Here is a 19,157-nt window from a genome sequence, read left to right as displayed (position 1 = left end):
GAGATTAGATTATAATTTCCTCTTATTATTTCAAAAAATTCCATTCAAATTAAATTAAAAATATGAAACGCAGAGATTTGATCAAATACCTTTCCGTAGCTCCAATTGCAGGTGCTGCCATCAGTACAGGTATGCCGTTTGTCGCTGAAGCCGCTGAAGCCGCTACAGCTGCTCCGGCAAAGGCAAAACGTAATGTAATTAAGGAATTAGGCTTACGGACGTTCATAAACGCTGCAGGAACTTACACGACCATGACTGCATCTTTAATGCATGATGAAGTGATAGATACTATTAATGAATCGTCGAAGCACTTTGTGATGATTAATGAAGTGCAGGATAAAGTGGGCGAGAAGATTGCTGCGATGTGTAAAGCAGAGGCAGCGATGGTAACGGCCGGATGCTGGTCGGCATTAGTTCTGGGTACTGCAGGAGTGCTTACCCGAATGGACAGGAAAAAAGTTGCGCTCCTGCCAAATATATCCACTTTTGAAAAGACAGAAGTCATAACTCAGAAAGCCCATAACGTAGGCTATGTTCATGCGCTCACCAACACAGGTATTGTGCCGGTTGAAATCGAAACAGTTGAAGAACTAGAGAGGGCTATCACAAGCAAGACGGCGATGATGTGGTTTTTAAATTCCAGCGCGCCTATGGGGAATATTCAGCATGCGGAATGGGTAGCCATAGCGAAGAAGCACAATATCCCTACATTGATTGATATGGCCGCCGATGTGCCGCCAGTAGAAAACTTATGGAAATATAATGAGCTGGGCTTCGACCTGGTTTGTGTTTCCGGCGGTAAAGCTATGGCCGGCCCTCAAAGCGCGGGCATACTAATGGGCAAAAAAGACCTTATCGCTGCAGCAAGACTTAGCGCACCTCCAAGCGGCGGAAATATCGGGCGTGGAATGAAAGTGAACAAGGAAGAGGTACTGGGTATGTATGTCGCTTTAGAGAAATACATCAACCAGGACCATGATCAGGAATGGAAAATGTGGGAAGCACAGGTGGCTACTATTACGGATGCGTTAAAAAAGGTAAACGGTGTCACAGCAGAAGTAACCGTACCGCCGATTGCTAACCATACTCCAAAAATCACTGTTTCATGGGATCAAACTAAGGTGAAGGCTACACCAGCTGCCATCCAGAAAAGACTTCAGGAAGGAAGTCCTTCCATCGAAACAATGGGCGGTCTGGATAATATCGATATCACCGTGTTTATGCTTAAAAAAGGGGAAGAAAAGATTGTGGCGAAAAGGCTGCAGGAGGAACTTTCACGGGTAGCGGTTTAGGTGGGCAGTTGATGGTTGGAATTGGAATGGTTATTCAATATGTATTGTCAAGGCGCACCTGGGGACGCGATCAAACGCAGAGAGCCGGGTAATTAATTCGTTGGACAACAACCTCGATATAAAATGTAAAACTTAAAAATGAGATATTCAAAATTTTTAACCACCACCTTAATAATCACCTTTATTATCACAGCGATGGCACTGGCGGCATGTAATACTAGTAGAAAGGCAGATTCTGATAAATCTGTCGATTCCTCTACCATTGTTGCTGATTTCCGACTTTTGCCACAGGGGGATACTACGATTTCAAACAGAAAATTTGAGCAGGTTCCGGCTATTGCTGCCAGCGGAGATGGGAATGTTCTGTATGTCGCCTGGTATTCGGGCGGTGCGGCTCCCGGGGCTGGCAATTTTGTTACCGTTTCAACCAGTACAGATAATGGGGAAACCTGGGTGAATGACCAGTTAGTTGTTTATCCAAAATCTCCATCTACCCGACTTTTTGATCCGGCTTTATGGAGAGATGATAATGGACAGGTGCGCTTATACTATGGATCAGCTAAAGACAGTTTGATGTGGGATGGAATAGGTGGTGTTAATTCGCTTGAACTGAGCATGAATGGTTCCAGGATTGCCTATAATGCTCCTAAGCGAATCACAGATGGCGTTATGAGCAATAAGCCCATATATGTAAGCTCAAAAAAGTTAACGCTTCTTCCCGTATACGTCGATAAACCCGACAGTTCGGATAGTTCTGGCAAAGAATTCCCGGAAAACGGAGCATTCCTATTTGCAATTGACGATAAGGGTGTAACAAAATACTCATCAATTGTCCTTCCCGATTCTATTCGGATTCATGACGAACCGCAGGTTGTTGAAGTGAGTACACAGGGAGGTTTTCTAGCCTTACTGCGGACTACTAAAGGTATATTTTCAGCGATCAGCTCCGATTATGGTAAAATGTGGTCTGATCCAAAACCATTCACAGCCTCCGGGCCAACTACTTCAAGCCGATTTTATATTGGCAGGCTTGCCTCTGGCAATTTATTGCTGGTGTCAAATAATAGTACTACTAGAAATAATATGACAGCCTCCTTATCGAAAGACGGTGGTAAAACCTGGCCATACCAATTGTTGTTGGATTCCCGGGAAAATGTCTCCTATCCGGATGCAGATCAAACATCTGATGGAGCAATTCATGTGGTGTTTGACAGAGACAGAACCGGTGCAAAAGATATTTTGTATTGCAGATTTACTGAAGAGGATATTTTGAAGGGATTTAAGGAAAATGTTTTCAAGAAGAGGGTCAATAAGTAGGCTTGTCCCCCGACTGGATCGGTGATCTTGTGCAGACGCGGCGAAGCTCGCTTCCTCAGGATATGTTAAATTAAAATGGTTCACCAACAGGGCTGCGATTTGAATAGCTCAGAAAAAAAAATGCTAACTTAATGTCCCGATCGGCGCAGCGACGGAATCCGCGCGCCAATGAGGAGATCCCCGAACCAGTCGGGGAACAACCAACAACCAACCTGCCCGTCGGCAGGCAGGCAACTAACAAGCCGATAGCTATCGGCTAACAACCAACAACCAATACCAAAATTGACAACCACTAAAATCCTCCTCTGCTGCGACTGGGGCACAACATCCTTCAGATTACGCCTCGTGGATACCTCAGATTACTCTGTCATTGCTGAGCATCAATCTCCCGATGGAGTGGCTAGCACATTCAGGGCATGGGAGTTGGAGAGCTCAGTTAATAGATTTGATTTTTATGCGTCCCGCCTGCGGTCGGCGATCCATAATTTAGCTCAGAGTTCAGCTTCTAACCTTTCAGATATTCCTGTAATTGTTTCCGGCATGGCTTCATCCTCACTTGGCATGCAGGAAATTCCCTATGCACCATTGCCATTTGCTCTCGACGGAACGGGCGTCTCTTCTGCGATATTTCCTGATTTCAACGGACACGGATCACCTTTAATCCTGGTTTCGGGAGTGAAGAGCCACGATGATGTCATGAGAGGTGAGGAGGCGCAAGTCATTGGCCTTTTCAGCCTTAATGATATTTTTGGACTGGATAAAAGTGATTCTTTGCTGGTTTTTCCGGGTACACATTCGAAACACATGCGGGTGGCGAATGGAAATATCATCAGCTTCCGGACTTTCATGACTGGTGAGGTTTTCAACATCCTATCCGAACACAGTATTTTAAAGGATTCCATTACAAGCGGTGGTGATTTTACGGATGAAGCTAATCAAACCGCGTTCATCAGTGGGGTAGAGGCGTCCGGATCTTCAGGCCTCCTAAATACACTGTTTACTACCAGGACCAACCAGTTGTTCTCCAGATTTAGCAAAGAACAGAACGCATTTTACCTGAGCGGCTTGCTTATCGGTAATGAATTGCGGGAAATTTACAATGAAACCTATGGCGCTTTAGTGATATGCAGCGGGAAGCATTTATATGAACATTACAAGCTTGCTTCTCAATCGCTGAATTTAACAGAAAATGTTACTTTTATTAAAGCTGACTTGATCGATAATGCTGCAATTGCTGGTCAGGTGCAGGTATTCAAAGCATTAAATAATAGAAATGAATAAGAAAGAATTTTTCTGGGATATATTTAATAGTGTTCCTATAGTCGGAATCATTAGAGGACATTCCCTGGACGAGTTGAAGCAAATATTACCGGTATATGTCTCTTCCGGATTGACTACCGTAGAGATAACGTTGAACACGACATCTGCCGCGGAATTAATTCGCTATGCAGTTGATAATTACGGAGAACAGCTTAATGTAGGAGCAGGCACAGTGTGCAATGAAAATGATCTTGAAAACGCATTGTCTGCCGGAGCGCAGTTTATCGTCACTCCAATCATTAACGAAGCCGTCATAAAATCATGTGTGCAGCAAAAGATTCCCATTTTTCCCGGCGCATTTACAGCAACAGAAATATACCGCGCCTGGGAATTAGGAGCATCTATTGTAAAGGTTTTTCCTGCCACTTCAGTTGGATCGGGATACATCAAAGATATTAAAGGCCCCTTTGACCAGATCAAACTCATGCCCACAGGCGGAATTACTAAAGATAATATCGGAGAGTTCATGAAGGCCGGTTCTGATGGTTTAGGTATAGGTAGTCAGTTATTTGATAGAGAGTTAATTGAGCAAGAGAATTGGAAGGGATTGGAGGAGCATTTTAGGGGGTTTGTGAAGTATTTTATTTAGGATCAAGGAACAAAGAGCAAGGAGCAAAAACCGGCGGAGTAATGTTCCCCGACTGGGTCGGGGATCTCGTGCAGACGCGGCGAAGCTCGCGTCCTCTAAAAATTATAAATTAAGCCGGGTCAATCATCTGGCTGCGAAATGAATTACTGATTAAATGCATACTTAATGTCCCGGTCATCGCAGCGGCGGGAGCCGCGCGCTGGTGACAAGATCCCCGACCCAGTCGGGGAAGAGTCGCGCGCCAATAGTGAGATCCATCCCGGGCTTAGACCAGGGACCTGCTCGGGGAAGAGCTAAAACCAAATAAATGAAAGTAAAAAACTACCGTTGGATAATCGTAACTCTCCTCTTCACAGGAACTGTAATAAATTATCTCGACAGACAGGTTATTGGTTTATTAAAACCTACACTGGAAGTAGAATTCAACTGGTCGGAAACAGATTTCGGGAGTTTGATGTCTGCATTCTCTTTTGCATATGCGATAGGCTTGCTCATTTCAGGAAAGTTTATTGATAAGGTTGGGACGAAGATCGGCTATAGTGTGTCAGTCATTGTTTGGAGTATTGCAGGTATGTTTCATGCAGCGGCTAGGTCGGTTACTGGATTTGGCATTGCCCGTGCGTCCCTTGGTATTGGAGAAGCTGGAAATTTCCCTGCTGCTGTTAAGGCTGTATCGGAGTGGTTTCCGCGCAAAGAGCGTGGGCTGGCTACAGGTATATTTAATTCGGGAACAGCCGTAGGTAGTGTGCTTGCTCTTATATTGGTTCCGCTGATCATGCAAGACTATGGGTGGAAAGGTGTTTTTGTTATAACCGGGGCATTAGGTTTTGTTTGGCTGGCATTCTGGCTTATTTTCTATGAGATTCCATCCCGCCAAAAAAGGCTTACAAACGAAGAGCTTTTGTATATTGAAGGAGATAATGACGACGAAACCGGAACTCAGGTCGAGAGCAAAAACTCTGCTTCCTGGTATAAACTATTTTCACTTCCTCAAACGTGGGCAGTAATTACAGGCAAACTGTTAATCGATCCTATATTTTGGTTTTTCGGTATATGGCTTCCTTCGTATTTTTCCGCGGCGTTCAATCTGAATCTAAAGGTAATCAGTCCTGAGTTATTAATAATCTATGGAGCAACCATCATCGGCAGTATTGCCGGCGGATATTTATCCTCTGTATTGATTAAAAAGGGTTGGCCCACTTTAAGAGCGAGGAAAAGTGTACTCTTATTCGTTGCCATCCTTGAGCTGATAATCATGATCGCTATTGCCCGTTTTGTAACAGATAAATGGGTAGCAGTAGGTTTAATCAGCATTGCCGTGGCGGTCCACCAGGCCTGGGCTACAAACATATTTACCATGGCATCGGACATGTTCCCCAAGGAGGTTGTCAGTTCGGTCGTTGGTATTGCGGGAATGTCGGGGGCTATCGGCGGCATACTTTTTCCCTTGCTTGTTGGCCAGATACTCGATGTTTATAAAGCCGGTGGCAATTTAACAGGAGGATATAATGTAATTTTTACCATATGCGGTGTAACGTATTTCATTGCATGGATAATTATTCATTTATTAACTAAGAAATTTACCAAAGCGCTAATCCCACAACCTGGACTAAAATAAAATTTGTGTAATGAATCTAAATTTTTTCAAACAAGGCAGTAAGCAAGTGAGAAGAACAAAGCTTGCGTTTCTGTCCTGGACTATCTTAATTGGTAAGACGACAAATGCTCAGCTCTATAATTTAACTGAAGATCAAATGAAGAGTTTCACTGTTGCGGTAGGTACGCAAGCAACTTATAACTTATAACGTAAAACGTATAACTCCATGAAAGTCTTCAACATCCTCTTCACCCTACTATTCATAATTTCGGCTGCCCTCCAGTACAACGACCCAGACCCGTATTTATGGATTCCAATTTACCTTTATGGTGCTTTTCTTTGTTTCAAAGCCTATCAGGGAGTTTACTTCCCCAAAGCCTACCTGGCAGGAATTATAGTATACCTGATTTATGGCACTTTTCTATTCTTCGATAAATATGGAGTTCTGAGCTGGCTTAATGATCATGATGCCGAAGACATTGCCCAGAGTATGAAAGCTACAGCGCCATGGATTGAAGAAACACGCGAGTTTTTCGGTCTTTTAATACTCAGTTTCGTCTTATTTATTAATTATACTTCATTCCGGCGAAAGCGAAATTTTTAAGGGTCTAACCAAATGATATAAAAACATGAAGCCTGGATAATTTCTGGAGTATAGAGCTCGCAGTTCCACTAAGAACGTTTCGCTACGGCGGAAATAGCTTCATGCCGAAAGTTGGCAGCACCTGAAAAATGAATATTTCAAGGGTTTACAGAGAAGTAGATTTTAAGGAGGGTAAATAGTGAAAAAAATTAGGAGCTAACGGCAGACCTATTCAGCCCGAGCACAGCTGTTGGTCAGTCCCAATAATAGTTAATTTTCATTATCCTGAACGATGGGGGTAGTTCGATTTACTGACGAGAATGAAACCAATTTGCAGTTCCTTAATGTAGAAGCAGAAGTTTTCCATTTAGAATACCTGTGTATCTTCAATTCTTCTAATATTGCTCGAAAAGTATTGGTACTTAGTTTTTTTTGTCAATTTTTTCAATTCCTAAATTGTTTTAAATATTTTTTTTATTTAAATTTAAGAGCGAATTGTGGTTTCGTCAAAACCTTAATTCATTATGCAAAGAATAGTCTTTAAATCTTAAACACAAAAAAGCGAATATGAAAAAAATTTACAAACTCTTCGTGTTACTGTTACTTTGCCAAACATATGTTTTTGCGCAAAATATCAACGTAACTGGTAAAGTTACTGACTCCGACAATTTGCCCCTTCCGGGCGTAAGTGTGAAGGTAAGCGGATCTGCTCAGGGTACCAGTACTGACGCCAATGGTAATTTTACGATTTCAGTACCTACTGCGTCATCACTGGTGTTCACTTACATTGGGTACACCAGCCAGACAATTGCTGTAAACGGCCGATCATCTTTAAATGTTGTTCTTGCAGCTGATGCAACTGCTTTAGGTGAAGTAATTGTTACAGCCTTAGGTATAACAAAGGATCAAAGGGTCCTAAGTTATGCGACTCAACAGGTTGATACTGAAAATTTTCAAAAAGCCAGAGAATTAAATATTGGTAAATCGTTGATCGGCCGTGTTGCTGGTCTTGATGTTGCTACTACTGCAGGTCTTGGAGGTTCAACCCGCGTTGTACTTAGAGGTGACCGTTCCATCACTGGTAATAACGGAGCATTGATCGTTGTAGATGGTGTTCCAATGGATAACTCAAACTACAGTCCTGGAACCGGTGGCGGTGGCCGTGATGGTGGTGATGGTTTATCAAGTATCAACCCTGATAACGTGGAGTCAATGACAGTATTGAGAGGTGCTTCAGCAACCGCCCTTTACGGTTCACGTGCTGCCAACGGCGCTTTGTTGATTACTACGAAAAAAGGAAGTGCACAGCAACCAGGTGCAGGCATTTCTTTCAACAGCTCTTCTCAGTTAGAGACAATGATGGAGCTTTATGATTTCCAGAATGAGTATGGTCAGGGTGCTGCTGGAGTTTATAACAGAGCTCAGGAAGGTTCCTGGGGTCCAAAAATGACAGGTCAGCAAGTTGCTTTATGGGGCAATGATCCTGCAGATGCTGGGAAGACTTACAGCTTCACTCCACAGCCAGACAACTATAAAGATTATTATTCGACAGGAAAGCAATTGTCTAATACACTTGCTTTCTCAGGTGGTAATGAAAGGACTCAGACTTATTTCGCATACACAAGGGTAGATGCAAGTGGTATTGTCGATAATAATAAGTTGATAAGAAACAACCTTAACCTGCGCATTACAGGAAAAGCGGGTTCCAAACTGTCTTATGATTCTAAGGTTACTTACCTGAAACAGGATATTGACAACAGGCAGTTTACTGGTGAATCATTTTTTAACAACCAGCGCCACATTTTACGTATTCCACGTAACATCAGTTTGGAACAGGCTAGAAAGTATGACTATGTTGATCCTTCAACGGGTAAATTAAGACAAAACTACTGGAATCCTGGATCTAACGGTGGTGAGAACCCGTTTTGGACTAAAAACCGTATTTTAAATGATGATTCGAGAGATCGTGTAATGGGCTTTGGTTCATTAAGCTATCAGATTACTCCCGCCTTAAGTTTGATGGGCCGTGCGGGTATTGATAAAACTATTGATGCTTACGAAGCCAAATTGTTTAACGATACCTATACTATTGCTGATTTTGGTAACTATCTGACTGATAACAGAGATGTTGCGGAAACAAACTTTGACCTTATCGGTATTTTCAAACGGAACCTTCTTGAAGATTTAACTATTGATGCAACATTCGGAGGAAGTCTTCAGCACGTTGACAGAACATTTCGTTCAACTAGCACAGGTGGTTTGAACCGGGATAACTTGTTTATTCCTTCGAACGGTCGTGCTCCTTCAGATGGATACTCATTCGTTCAGACAGAAAAACAAGGTGTTTTTGCAACAGCAGATTTTACGTACAAAAATGCAATTACAGTCTCTGGTTCAGTTCGTAATGACTGGGCATCTACCTTACCAAAAGCAAATCGGTCTTATTTATTTGGTTCCGGAGGTTTTTCAGCGATACTTTCAAACATTTTTACCTTGCCAAGTGGAGTGTCTTTTGCTAAATTAAGAGGCACTTATGCAACAACTGGTAACGATGCTTCGCCATTCCTGATTTCTCAGTTATATAACTTTGCTGCTGGGGGTAATGCTGGTTTCATCAGCAGAGATGGTACCAAACCTTTCCCAGATTTGAAACCGGAATTAACAACAGCAAAAGAAATTGGTTTAGAAGCTAAATTCTTTAATGGTCTTTTTGGTTTTGACTTAGGTTTCTATACTTCTGATACTAAAAACCAATTGTTTCGGGTTTCTCTTCCTCCTGCATCAGGATGGAGCTCTGAGTATGTAAATGCTGGTAAGGTAAATAACAAAGGTGTGGAGTTAACTTTGAATGGTAGTCCGATTGCTAAAGGCGATTTCCGTTGGAATATTGATTTAAACTTTGCCAGAAACATTAATAAAGTAGTTGAGTTGTCACCAACCTTAAAGACACTAAACTTAACTAATGATTTTATGGTATTCCAGCGTGCTGTTGAAGGCGAGCCATTGGGTCAGATGTATAGCAGAGGTTACCAAAGAAATGCTAATGGACAAGTATTAGTTGGAGCTAATGGATTGCCTTTAATTACTCCAGGAACCACGGTTGATATCGGTAATTCACGTCCGGACTGGACCGGTGGTTTGAGCAATTCATTTAATTTCAAAAGATTCAGTGTTAGTGCTTTAATTACAGCTCGTGTTGGTGGTACAGTAACTTCAATTACTAATGCAATAATCTATTCTGATGGCCAGGTAGCTGAGACATTAGATGGAAGACAATCAATGATATTCCCTGGTGTAACGGCAGCTGGAGCAGCAAATACAGTTGCAACAACTGCTGAGGCATACTGGAAATTTGTAGGTGGACGTAATACACCGGTAGGCGAAGTTTGGGCTTATGATGCTACAAACGTTCGTTTACGTGAAGCTTCTATAAGTTATACATTGCCAAATAATTTGATTAAGAGAGCACCATTCCAGGGCGCTTCCGTATCTTTAACAGGACGTAACTTATTCTTTATTGTAAATAGGGCTAAGGGTTTTGATCCTGAATCTACAGCAGGTGCTACTAACACGTCTGTTGGTCAGGAAGGATTTTCTTTACCATCAACCCGTCAAATAGGGTTGAACTTGAACTTATCGTTTTAATTTCTAAAAATTATCAATTATGAAAAAAAGTAGATTATATATCATTGCTGCAAGCTTGGCCTTGGTTGCAGCTATTGGTATTTCAGCTTGTACAGACAAGTTTGAAGAGTACAATACGGATAAAACCAGATTAACAGAACTTGATGCCTCAGCTGTTGGTAATGCATTTGCGGCAAGCCAGCACAGGGGCGTCATGTTTTCATGGCAGACTTATCAGAGTTTATTTGGAGATTTGTATGCCCAGTATTTTGGTAATATTGCTCAAAACTTTAACTCTGACCGTTATGTAATGGTTGGTAACTGGTTGAATGGCGCCTTCAATGGTTTTTACAATAATGGTGTAAATCCATTGTTGGGTGTATTGGAAAATACTAAACCAGGTGGTGTAGCTGAAAATCCTGGAATTTATGCCATGGCTAATATCTGGAAAGTTAAGATCTATCAGCCAGTGACTGATTACTGGGGTCCGATTCCATATTCTCAAGTTGGTAATGGATTAAAAACAGTTGAATACGACGCTCAGGATGTTATTTACAAAGATTTCCTTGTTCAATTAGCGAAAGCAACCGCTGATTTGCAGGCCTACAAAGGAAAAAATCTTCTTGGTAATAATGATCTCATTTATGGTGGCGATGTTAATAAATGGATACTTTTTGCTAATACTTTACGTCTTCGTATTGCGATCCGTATCTCAGGAGTAGAGCCCGCATTGGCAAAATCAAATGCAGAGGCTGCTATAGCAGGTGGTGTTATGGAAACCAATGCTCACGATGCTTATATCAAAACTACTAAAGATAACATCAACAGCATGAATCAGGCAACGGCCTGGAATGAGTTCCGTATGAGTGCTGCGATGGAGTCAGTTTTAACTGGTTATGAGGATCCCCGTACCTCTAAGTTTTATGCTCCGATTCCGGGTACGGCTTCAACCTTTAAAGGAATCCGTAACGGTTTTACTCAGGTTCAGTTAGGTTTACCGGAAAATCAAAACACAAAATTGTCAAACGTGGCTGACAGATTCTTACCTATCAATTCAGTTTCCAATCCATTTGAAGTTATGATGGCTGCGGAAGCCTGGTTCTTAAGAGCAGAAGGTGCATTGAAAGGTTGGAACATGGGTGCTGGTACTGCTAAAACTTTCTATGAGAAAGGTATCGAAACTTCACTGAAACAATGGGGAATTTCTGATGCTGCTGCAATAGCTGCCTATACTACAAGTATGAAGACACCAATTGCTGTCACAGGCGCTGTAGTTTCACCAGCATTAACTGACCTTCCGGTTTCCTGGACTACTAACGCTGCAAGGCAATTGGAGCAGATTCACACCCAAAAGTGGCTTGCATTATGGCCAAATGGAGTGGAAGCCTGGGCTGAATACCGTCGTACTGGTTTCCCTAAATTATATCCGGTAATGAACTCTGAGAGCTCGGTGGTGACTAAGGATCAGGTTATTCGTCGTGTTCCATACACTATTGGCGAAGGCCAGACAAACGCAGCAGGTGTTGCAACAGGAGTATCAAAACTTGGTGGTGCTGATAATGAAGCTACCCGTTTGTGGTGGAATAAATAGAATTAAATACTTTTACTGAAAAAGGCCGTTCCTTGTATTAAGGAACGGCCTTTTTTGTTGACGTTGACGTTAGCATCGGATAGTGGACAATAGTGTTCAAGACATCGCTCGCGTCGGTTATTGATTTTAGTACGTTAGTTTCTAACAACTTACTTCGAACAACCAAAAACCAACAACCAACAATATTTCTAGGCCAATTCGAATATTTTTCATAAAATTGCGTTACATATCTTTCTATGCATCTTTTTTAATTTACTTGAATGAAACAGTTATTTATTCTGGGGGTGTGTGCCCTCTTTCTAGCGTGCGGATCTTCGACAAATGAGCGAGGAATAGCTTCTACCACAACAGATTCAACGGCATCTGGAAGCGCCTATAAAAGCTCTGATGGTTTCGCTCCTACAAGTGCCACTACTGCTACTCAGCAGGCTCCAGTAAGTGCTCCTAGTGTTTCTCCAACGGTTGCGACGACCCCGGCTGGCACTGCTATTAACAGCCCAACTGGTACCGCTGTAAGCACACCAGCTAAAACCACAACTCCTGCGGCATCGGCTAAGCCCGCTGCGACTGTAGTTGCTGCCGCGAAGTCCACTGTAGCTGATAATAGCGCTGATGTTAAACGAGGTGAGGCGCTTATATCAAAATCAGACTGTCTAGCCTGCCATAAAGTTGATGCAAAGCTTTTAGGCCCCTCGTATAAAGATGTTGCAGCTAAATACGCAAATAATACTGCTACAATTAGTCAGTTAGCAGAGAAGATCAAAAAAGGCGGCAGTGGTGTTTGGGGTGCAATTCCAATGTCTCCGCATCCTGCACTTTCTGATGATGATGCGAAGGCGATGGTGAGGTATATACTGTCTTTGAAGTGAAGAGATAGTAATCGGGTAATCAGGTAATCGGTAATCGGGTAGATGTCGGAGAGGCAAGGGGGGTTAACATTGACCATTCAGGATATTCAACTGCAAAGCGAATGGGATTTATCGATCATTGAATGCAGCATTCTCCCAATTGATTTAAATTGATTGATAAGAACCGTAGCTTCTTCCGAGGATATATAGGAGCAGTCTAAAGCTACCTCCAACCAATGTTGCGTTTTTAATTGTTCACCGTCAGCATCTTTAAGCTTACTTATGAAGTGTTTTTCGTATTTACGTTTTGCCCAGCACTCTGCTATTTGCGCCCCGACTGATCTTGAGGAACGCCGGATTTGGTCGGTTAGTGAATATCGTTCCTCTTTGGGGATTTATGTGAAACTTTGAAGATAGCCTCAGACAAATGCCTTGAAAGTTTATAAACTTCTAAATTTCTGAAGCTTTTCACATATTCCATTCCTAAATTTATAAAGAAGCTACTGATTAATCTACACGATACCGTTCTCTCAATAGTTTTGATGTCTTAGTGCCAATTTAACCCTGTTTACCCGATGTGTACGATCGCACCGATTCCTGATTACCTGATTACCGATAACCAGGTCATAGGTCATTCCAACACTTAATGGACCTGATTAGTGACCACAGATTCTAGAACCACCCACTCAAAAGTGTAACATAATTACTAAAAAATTGCTCCCCACAGCTAGGAATCATATATTGCAGTAGTAATAATTCGCTGAGAACAGCTCTCAGTTCATTTAAACCCCTTGTTAATTTTGAAGGCTACCCCTATTTCTCTTAAAAAGTACACAGTTAAAATTGCTGTTCTAACTGTTTATTTTTCCTTGGGACTTTTTACGGCTTGGGCACAAAAAATTAGTGTACCGCTCTTTCAGTCTGCCGCCTTTACTCCTCTTAAGAGTTTTCCCAGTGGCGTTGAAGGACCTGCAGTTAGTTCATCAGGGACGGTGTATGCTGTTAACTTTGGAAAGCCTGGAACTATTGGTCAGGTGACGCCCGGCGGCGAGGCCAGTTTATTTGTTTCGTTGCCTCCAGGAAGTATTGGCAATGGTATCCGCTTTAATAGTAAAGGTGAGATGCTTATAGCTGATTACACCAAGCATAATATTTTGAAAGTTGATATGGCTACAAGGGCAGTGAGTGTATTTGCTCATAATCCTAAGATGAGTCAGCCAAATGATATCGCAATTGATAGTAAGGACAGGCTCTACGCAAGTGACCCGAACTGGAAAGCAAGTACCGGAAGGATATGGAGCATTGACACTAATGGCTGGTTTAAACTGCTTGATACAATGGGGACTGCCAACGGTATTGAAGTTAGTCCCGACGATAAATTTCTTTACGTTAATGAATCCGTACAGCGCAAAGTGTGGGTGTATAATCTATCTCTAGATGGGACAATTAGCAATAAGCGTCTTTTTCATGAATTTCCCGATTTTGGAATGGACGGTATGAGATGTGATATGGATGGGAATTTATATATCTCCAGGCATGGAAAAGGTACTGTTGCTAAGCTTTCTCCCACAGGGAAATTAATTAAGGAAATCACTCTAATAGGAAAGTTGCCCAGCAATGTAGCATTCGGCGGAGCTGACGGGCGTACAATGTATGTTACCTTACAGGATAAAGGAAATCTTGAAAGCTTCAGGGTAGACAAGCCGGGACGCGAATGGAGAATGCAAAAACGGAAGTAATTAATTTAAACGGATAACAAAACACATGAAAACAGAAAGAAGATCAGTATTGAAGAAATTATTTGCTTCTGCTGTAGGTATCACCGGACTAGGTGCGGTAGCAAATGCCAGGGTGTTGGACACAACTCCTGAAAAAGTTGCGGGTAATATAACCGAATATAAAGCTCAGCAGTTATTTGCTGGACATACAATTCACAACGGCCTGGTTTATATAGCCGGTAAAGGTGCACATACAGATCCTTTTGATATAAAATCTCATACTGAAATCGTACTAAAAGAACTTGAAAAGGAACTTGTCCGAGCAGGTTCTTCCATGGAAAAAGTTTTGAAAGTAACTGTATATTTAAACGATATCGCCGATTACAAGGGGATGAACGAAGTTTATAAAGGCCGTTTCGGTTCAAAGCCGCCAGTTCGATCTACTATAGCTGTTGCAAAAGGGGGAGTGCCAGGCGATTCTTTGGTAGAGATGGACTGCATCGCATACATATAATACAATAAGGTTCAGTCGTCTCAGTTATATTTTAATTTGTAGATATAATGTTGCGTTATCGCTATAAATTTTCTATAAAGGGCAATATCCATAATTTATCAGTATTTCAAGTCATATTGATTACAAACAAAGGATAAGTAGGCTTTCGGCTAAGCATTGATAATAATTACATAAATGAAGAAGATTAAATTTTACCGGGTTTTAATATTATGCGTTTTAGGAATTTTCCTGGTATCAGCATCAACAGTTTACGAGGCTAGAGTAGTTAGTTCAAAGTTTGACCGTTCGACTGCCCTCGCAGACACAATTGTGGAGGAGACATTTGCGGCACCAGCCTGGGCTGATACTATTAAAAATCCGATAGGTAATTCACCTGAAGTTATAGCCAAAGGCGAGGAGATATACAATTTATACTGCTTTGTCTGTCATGGTGAGACGGGTTTCGGTGACGGAGCGGCAGGGGGAGCAATGGGAGTGAAGCCAGCGAATTTTCACGATCCCAAATTTTCTAAACAAAAAGATGGGGCGATATTCTGGAAGTTAACTAATGGTAAAGGAAATATGCCTCCCTTCAAAGAAATCTTAAAGGAAGACCAAAGATGGCAGCTTATAGCCTATCTAAAGGAATTCGGGAAAAAACAATGATGCTCCACGCGCCGGTATCTATTCAGAAGAAAAAAAGTAACTAACCATCAATTGATAAAAGATGAAAAAATACTTTTTCTTGTTTCTGGCATTCAACGTTTGTACTTCGCTGGCGCAACTCCTAATTTATCCATCGAGGAATCGTTTATGAATCGTTTCCGACGTGGCGATATCTTCACGCATTGTTTTGGTCAGCTAAACGGCCGTGAATCGATCGTTGATACACTCACTCAAAAGGTAAAGCCTTTCGTTTGGGCTGCCCAAAAACGGGGGGTCGTTTTCGATGTGGGATATGGCGGTATTAGTTTTGCTTACTCTCAGGCCATTCCGGCACTTAAGCAAGGATTTTTCCCGAATACAATCAGTACTGATATTCATACTGGGAGCTACAATGAGGCGATGAAAGATATGCTTACCACTATGTCAAAATTCATGGCTATGTGTATGGATTTCAAGAGCGTTATTAAGGCAAGCTCATGGGCACTGGCACTAACGATCAAAAGAGAAGCGCTCGGTAATCTGTCGGTAGGTTCAGAAGCTGATATTGCAATCCTAAATATAAGGCTAGGCAAATTTGGTCTATTTGACTATACCGCACGTAAGCTGAAAGCGAGCAGAAAACTTGAATGCGAAATGACTGTAAGAGCCGGAAGAATTGTCTACGACTTTAATGGACGTGCAAACCCGATTGTTAGGCCGGTACAACCGAATGTTAACAGATAAGAAAAAAACCAGGAACCCAGAACCAGAAATCGAGAGTTGCAATCCCCGTACCTGGTGGTTATCCACTCCCTCTAACAACTAAATACCAACAAAACACTCCCTGATATAAAAAAAAATTGTTTATTTAGATATAATAAATGCACGTGATGAAACCTAAATACGTCCTGTTACTTTTGATAACTTTTTGCCTAGCATGCATAGGACCACTTTCTGCGCAGACAATCTCAAAGGAGGAACTGACATTTTTAACTTCTGAATGGAAGGGAGAGCGGTTTGCTGATGGCAGGCCGAAGATCGCCGAAAATCTCCTGGCAAGGGCGAAGAAGGTAGGAATAGACGACGCCTGGACAGTTCTAAAAAATCTGGGCTATACCAATCAGTTTGAATATGGATGGAAAACGGTCAATGATCTTCCTGTTACGGGCAGGGCAATGACTGCCATGTTTATGCCTACGAGGCCTGATATTGAAAAAAATATTAAGGACAGAGGTTCGAAACTAGGCAGAATTGGGAATACAAATGCATGGCCCATAGATGTTTTAATTAAAGGAGATATTTATGTTGCTGATGGATTCGGTAAGATAGGCGGGGGAACTTTGATGGGCAGTACGCTGGCTACTTCTATCCTTACTAAATCGGGAAACGGAGTAGTTTTTGACGGTGCAGCCAGAGACGTTCAGGGGCTTGCTGAAATTCCTGGCTTCAACGCGTTTGTCCGCGATTTTCATCCTTCATTTCTTGAGGATATGGTACTTATGGGGCTTAATACTCCAATTCGTATTGGTAAGGTAATGGTACTTCCCGGCGACCTGGTGATTGGGGGCCGAATAGGCGTACTTTTCGTTCCCGCACATCTTGCTGAGCAGGTTGTTGCCACAGCAGAATTTGTAACACTAAAAGATAAGTTTGGCTTTGAAGTAATTAAAGCCGGTCGCTATACAACAGGGCAGATAGACAGCCAGTGGCCAGACCCAATTAAAGTTGATTTTCTTAAATGGCTTGATCAGCATCCGGAAGAAGGGAAAATGACGAGAGCAGAGTTGGATGTGATGATGAGTAAAAGAACCTGGTAAAAATCATTGAATCATATACCAAACCAAAACCTCAAAAATGAAACTCACCACCTACAAAATTGCATTAGGGCTTGCTGCCCTTTTGATGCTCGTCGCCCTTGGGATGATCTTCACGGATAACATTGAGATGGCCGGGCCCATTCTTATAGCATTCTTTTTAGTACTTGCGATAGGCTTTCGGGGCTACGACAGCTTGAAAGGATTTGTTTACACCACTATCATTTTTGCTGCTGTAACTATGGCTTTATATTATCCGCAGTACTTTCTTAATGTCGGTAATTTCAAGCTTACAGGTTTGATTACGCCGTTAATTCAGATCATAATGTTTGGAATGGGAACTTCAATGAGCGCCAAAGATTTTGTCGCAGTAATAAAGACTCCAAGAGGAGTTTTGATTGGTATTGCAGCTCAGTTTATGATCATGCCGGGGATGGGTTACCTCCTTGCTTCTATGACTAATTTCCCGCCGGAAATCGCCGCAGGTATAGTGCTGATCGGATGTTCTCCGAGTGGTCTGGCATCTAATGTAATGTCATATCTGGCTAAAGCTAACCTTGCTCTGTCGATTACTATCACCTCGATAGCTACTCTGCTTGCCCCAGTTTTAACCCCTGCATTAATGAAATTACTGGCCGGAGAGTTCATACAAATTGATATGCTGGGGATGATGTGGGATATAGCTAAAATGATCATTATTCCAATTGGGCTTGGGTTACTTGTAAATAAGCTTTTAAGCGGCAGATCAAAATGGTTAAACGATGTGATGCCTCTAGTTTCCATGTCGGGAATCGCACTGATCATTGTTGTTATTACCGCTGCAGGCAGAAACAGCTTGTTGGATATCGGTGCTCTCTTATTGCTTGTGGTATTTATACATAACGTTTTTGGGTATACTTTGGGATATTGGTTTGCACGCTTGTTTAAGATGCCTGAACGTGATGCCAGAACTGTTGCCATTGAAGTTGGGATGCAAAACGGTGGACTAGCTTCAGCAATCGCAAATTCACTTGGAAAAATCGCAACTATGGGTCTGGCAGCTGGAATTTTCGGCCCGTTGATGAACATTACTGGCTCAATACTCGCATCCTACTGGCACAAAAGACCACCTGCGGGCTATGTTGAACCTGAGACGGAAGAGATAGTACGATCACATTAAAACATAATTCAAAAGCACTTTTAAAGAAATAAACATGAGAAATCTAAGAAATATTTTTTGCCTCTTAACTATTCTGGCCATGGCCGCTTGTGGTCAGAACGAAACTGCCAATAACTCATCAACTCACGACACAACTACTGTTGCTCTATCCGGTGGTTCGTCGGAGGATGAAAGCGCAGTTGCTGCTGCAGTTGATAGCCTGAACAAAGGCATTCTCGATCCGGAGAAAAATTTGCTGGAAATTATAGCATCTGAAGATTTATCTTATGGCCACTCAGGCGGGAAGGTTCAAAATAAGGCTGAATTTGTAGATGATCTCACAAACGGATCCTTCGATTTTCAAACAGTAAATATTGCTAACCAAACTATTAAAATAGCTGGCGATAACGCTATCGTAAGGCATACATTTACCGCTAAAGCTACAAATGCAGGAGCACCAGTGGATTTGAATATTGGCAATTTGTTAGTTTGGCGGAAAGAAAGCGGTCAGTGGAAACTGATTGCCCGACAAGCTTTCAAAGTTCCGGAACCCGCGAAATAGAATAATTGGTATACCATAGTAGAATG

The 19,157-nt window shown here is 42.1% G+C and carries 17 protein-coding genes; 16 read left to right on the top strand and 1 reads right to left on the bottom strand.

The window, feature by feature from the left end; translation table 11 throughout:
- The first annotated feature begins 62 nt into the window (after window positions 1-62).
- The 9 genes from ACLL8Z_RS01620 (at window position 63) to ACLL8Z_RS01580 (ending at window position 12,782) form a co-directional block, all read left to right on the top strand.
- The gene (locus tag ACLL8Z_RS01620) at window positions 63-1,292 is read left to right on the top strand and encodes an aminotransferase class I/II-fold pyridoxal phosphate-dependent enzyme (RefSeq protein WP_411273000.1); all 1,230 of its coding nucleotides are present in this window, start codon (window positions 63-65) and stop codon (window positions 1,290-1,292) included.
- 138 nt (window positions 1,293-1,430) lie between these two features.
- Window positions 1,431-2,609 carry a sialidase family protein gene (locus tag ACLL8Z_RS01615; protein WP_411272999.1) on the top strand — a complete coding sequence of 393 codons (1,179 nt, stop codon included), beginning with the start codon at window positions 1,431-1,433 and terminating at the stop codon, window positions 2,607-2,609.
- A gap of 282 nt (window positions 2,610-2,891) precedes the next feature.
- Window positions 2,892-3,890, top strand: a complete 999-nt coding sequence (locus tag ACLL8Z_RS01610) for a 2-dehydro-3-deoxygalactonokinase (RefSeq protein WP_411272998.1) — start codon at window positions 2,892-2,894, stop codon at window positions 3,888-3,890.
- The gene (locus ACLL8Z_RS01605; RefSeq protein ID WP_411272997.1) at window positions 3,883-4,518 is read left to right on the top strand and encodes a bifunctional 4-hydroxy-2-oxoglutarate aldolase/2-dehydro-3-deoxy-phosphogluconate aldolase; all 636 of its coding nucleotides are present in this window, start codon (window positions 3,883-3,885) and stop codon (window positions 4,516-4,518) included. The genes ACLL8Z_RS01610 and ACLL8Z_RS01605 overlap by 8 nt, the downstream gene beginning before the upstream one ends.
- Window positions 4,519-4,825: 307 nt before the next feature.
- Window positions 4,826-6,136: an MFS transporter gene (locus tag ACLL8Z_RS01600; RefSeq protein ID WP_411272996.1), complete on the top strand. Its 1,311-nt coding sequence runs from the start codon at window positions 4,826-4,828 to the stop codon at window positions 6,134-6,136.
- Window positions 6,137-6,341: 205 nt separating this feature from the next.
- A complete protein-coding gene (locus ACLL8Z_RS01595) occupies window positions 6,342-6,719 on the top strand; it encodes a transmembrane 220 family protein (protein ID WP_411272995.1) in 378 nt (125 codons plus the stop codon).
- A 546-nt stretch (window positions 6,720-7,265) separates the two neighbouring features.
- A complete protein-coding gene (locus ACLL8Z_RS01590) occupies window positions 7,266-10,343 on the top strand; it encodes a SusC/RagA family TonB-linked outer membrane protein (protein WP_411272994.1) in 3,078 nt (1,025 codons plus the stop codon).
- Between the two features lie 19 nt (window positions 10,344-10,362).
- Window positions 10,363-11,913 carry a SusD/RagB family nutrient-binding outer membrane lipoprotein gene (locus ACLL8Z_RS01585; protein ID WP_411272993.1) on the top strand — a complete coding sequence of 517 codons (1,551 nt, stop codon included), beginning with the start codon at window positions 10,363-10,365 and terminating at the stop codon, window positions 11,911-11,913.
- Between the two features lie 260 nt (window positions 11,914-12,173).
- Window positions 12,174-12,782 carry a c-type cytochrome gene (locus ACLL8Z_RS01580; protein WP_411272992.1) on the top strand — a complete coding sequence of 203 codons (609 nt, stop codon included), beginning with the start codon at window positions 12,174-12,176 and terminating at the stop codon, window positions 12,780-12,782.
- 86 nt (window positions 12,783-12,868) lie between these two features.
- On the opposite strand, the gene ACLL8Z_RS01575 is transcribed toward ACLL8Z_RS01580, so the two are convergent.
- The gene (locus tag ACLL8Z_RS01575) at window positions 12,869-13,120 is read right to left on the bottom strand and encodes a four helix bundle protein (RefSeq protein ID WP_411273030.1); all 252 of its coding nucleotides are present in this window, start codon (window positions 13,118-13,120) and stop codon (window positions 12,869-12,871) included.
- Window positions 13,121-13,561: 441 nt separating this feature from the next.
- Between ACLL8Z_RS01575 and ACLL8Z_RS01570 the strand changes: the two genes are divergently transcribed.
- The 7 genes from ACLL8Z_RS01570 to ACLL8Z_RS01540 all read left to right on the top strand — a co-directional run bounded on the left by ACLL8Z_RS01570 (window position 13,562) and on the right by ACLL8Z_RS01540 (window position 19,131).
- Window positions 13,562-14,500 (top strand): SMP-30/gluconolactonase/LRE family protein, encoded by a 939-nt coding sequence (locus ACLL8Z_RS01570; protein WP_411272991.1) that lies wholly within the window; start codon window positions 13,562-13,564, stop codon window positions 14,498-14,500.
- Window positions 14,501-14,525: 25 nt separating this feature from the next.
- Window positions 14,526-14,993, top strand: a complete 468-nt coding sequence (locus tag ACLL8Z_RS01565; RefSeq protein WP_411272990.1) for a RidA family protein — start codon at window positions 14,526-14,528, stop codon at window positions 14,991-14,993.
- 174 nt (window positions 14,994-15,167) lie between these two features.
- Window positions 15,168-15,638: a c-type cytochrome gene (locus ACLL8Z_RS01560; protein ID WP_411272989.1), complete on the top strand. Its 471-nt coding sequence runs from the start codon at window positions 15,168-15,170 to the stop codon at window positions 15,636-15,638.
- Between the two features lie 51 nt (window positions 15,639-15,689).
- Complete coding sequence (locus ACLL8Z_RS01555) at window positions 15,690-16,361, top strand: hypothetical protein (protein ID WP_411272988.1); 672 nt, start codon at window positions 15,690-15,692, stop codon at window positions 16,359-16,361.
- A gap of 146 nt (window positions 16,362-16,507) precedes the next feature.
- On the top strand, window positions 16,508-17,434 hold the full coding sequence (locus ACLL8Z_RS01550; RefSeq protein ID WP_411272987.1) for an RraA family protein: 927 nt from the start codon (window positions 16,508-16,510) through the stop codon (window positions 17,432-17,434).
- A gap of 37 nt (window positions 17,435-17,471) precedes the next feature.
- Entirely contained in the window at window positions 17,472-18,590 is a 1,119-nt protein-coding gene (locus ACLL8Z_RS01545; RefSeq protein WP_411272986.1) for a bile acid:sodium symporter family protein, read from the top strand.
- A 34-nt stretch (window positions 18,591-18,624) separates the two neighbouring features.
- Complete coding sequence (locus ACLL8Z_RS01540; RefSeq protein ID WP_411272985.1) at window positions 18,625-19,131, top strand: nuclear transport factor 2 family protein; 507 nt, start codon at window positions 18,625-18,627, stop codon at window positions 19,129-19,131.
- Window positions 19,132-19,157 lie beyond the last annotated feature (26 nt).

This window comes from Daejeonella sp. (assembly GCF_046590655.1).
Lineage (GTDB): Bacteria > Bacteroidota > Bacteroidia > Sphingobacteriales > Sphingobacteriaceae > Daejeonella.
This window is presented reverse-complemented; position numbering and strand designations above follow the sequence as displayed.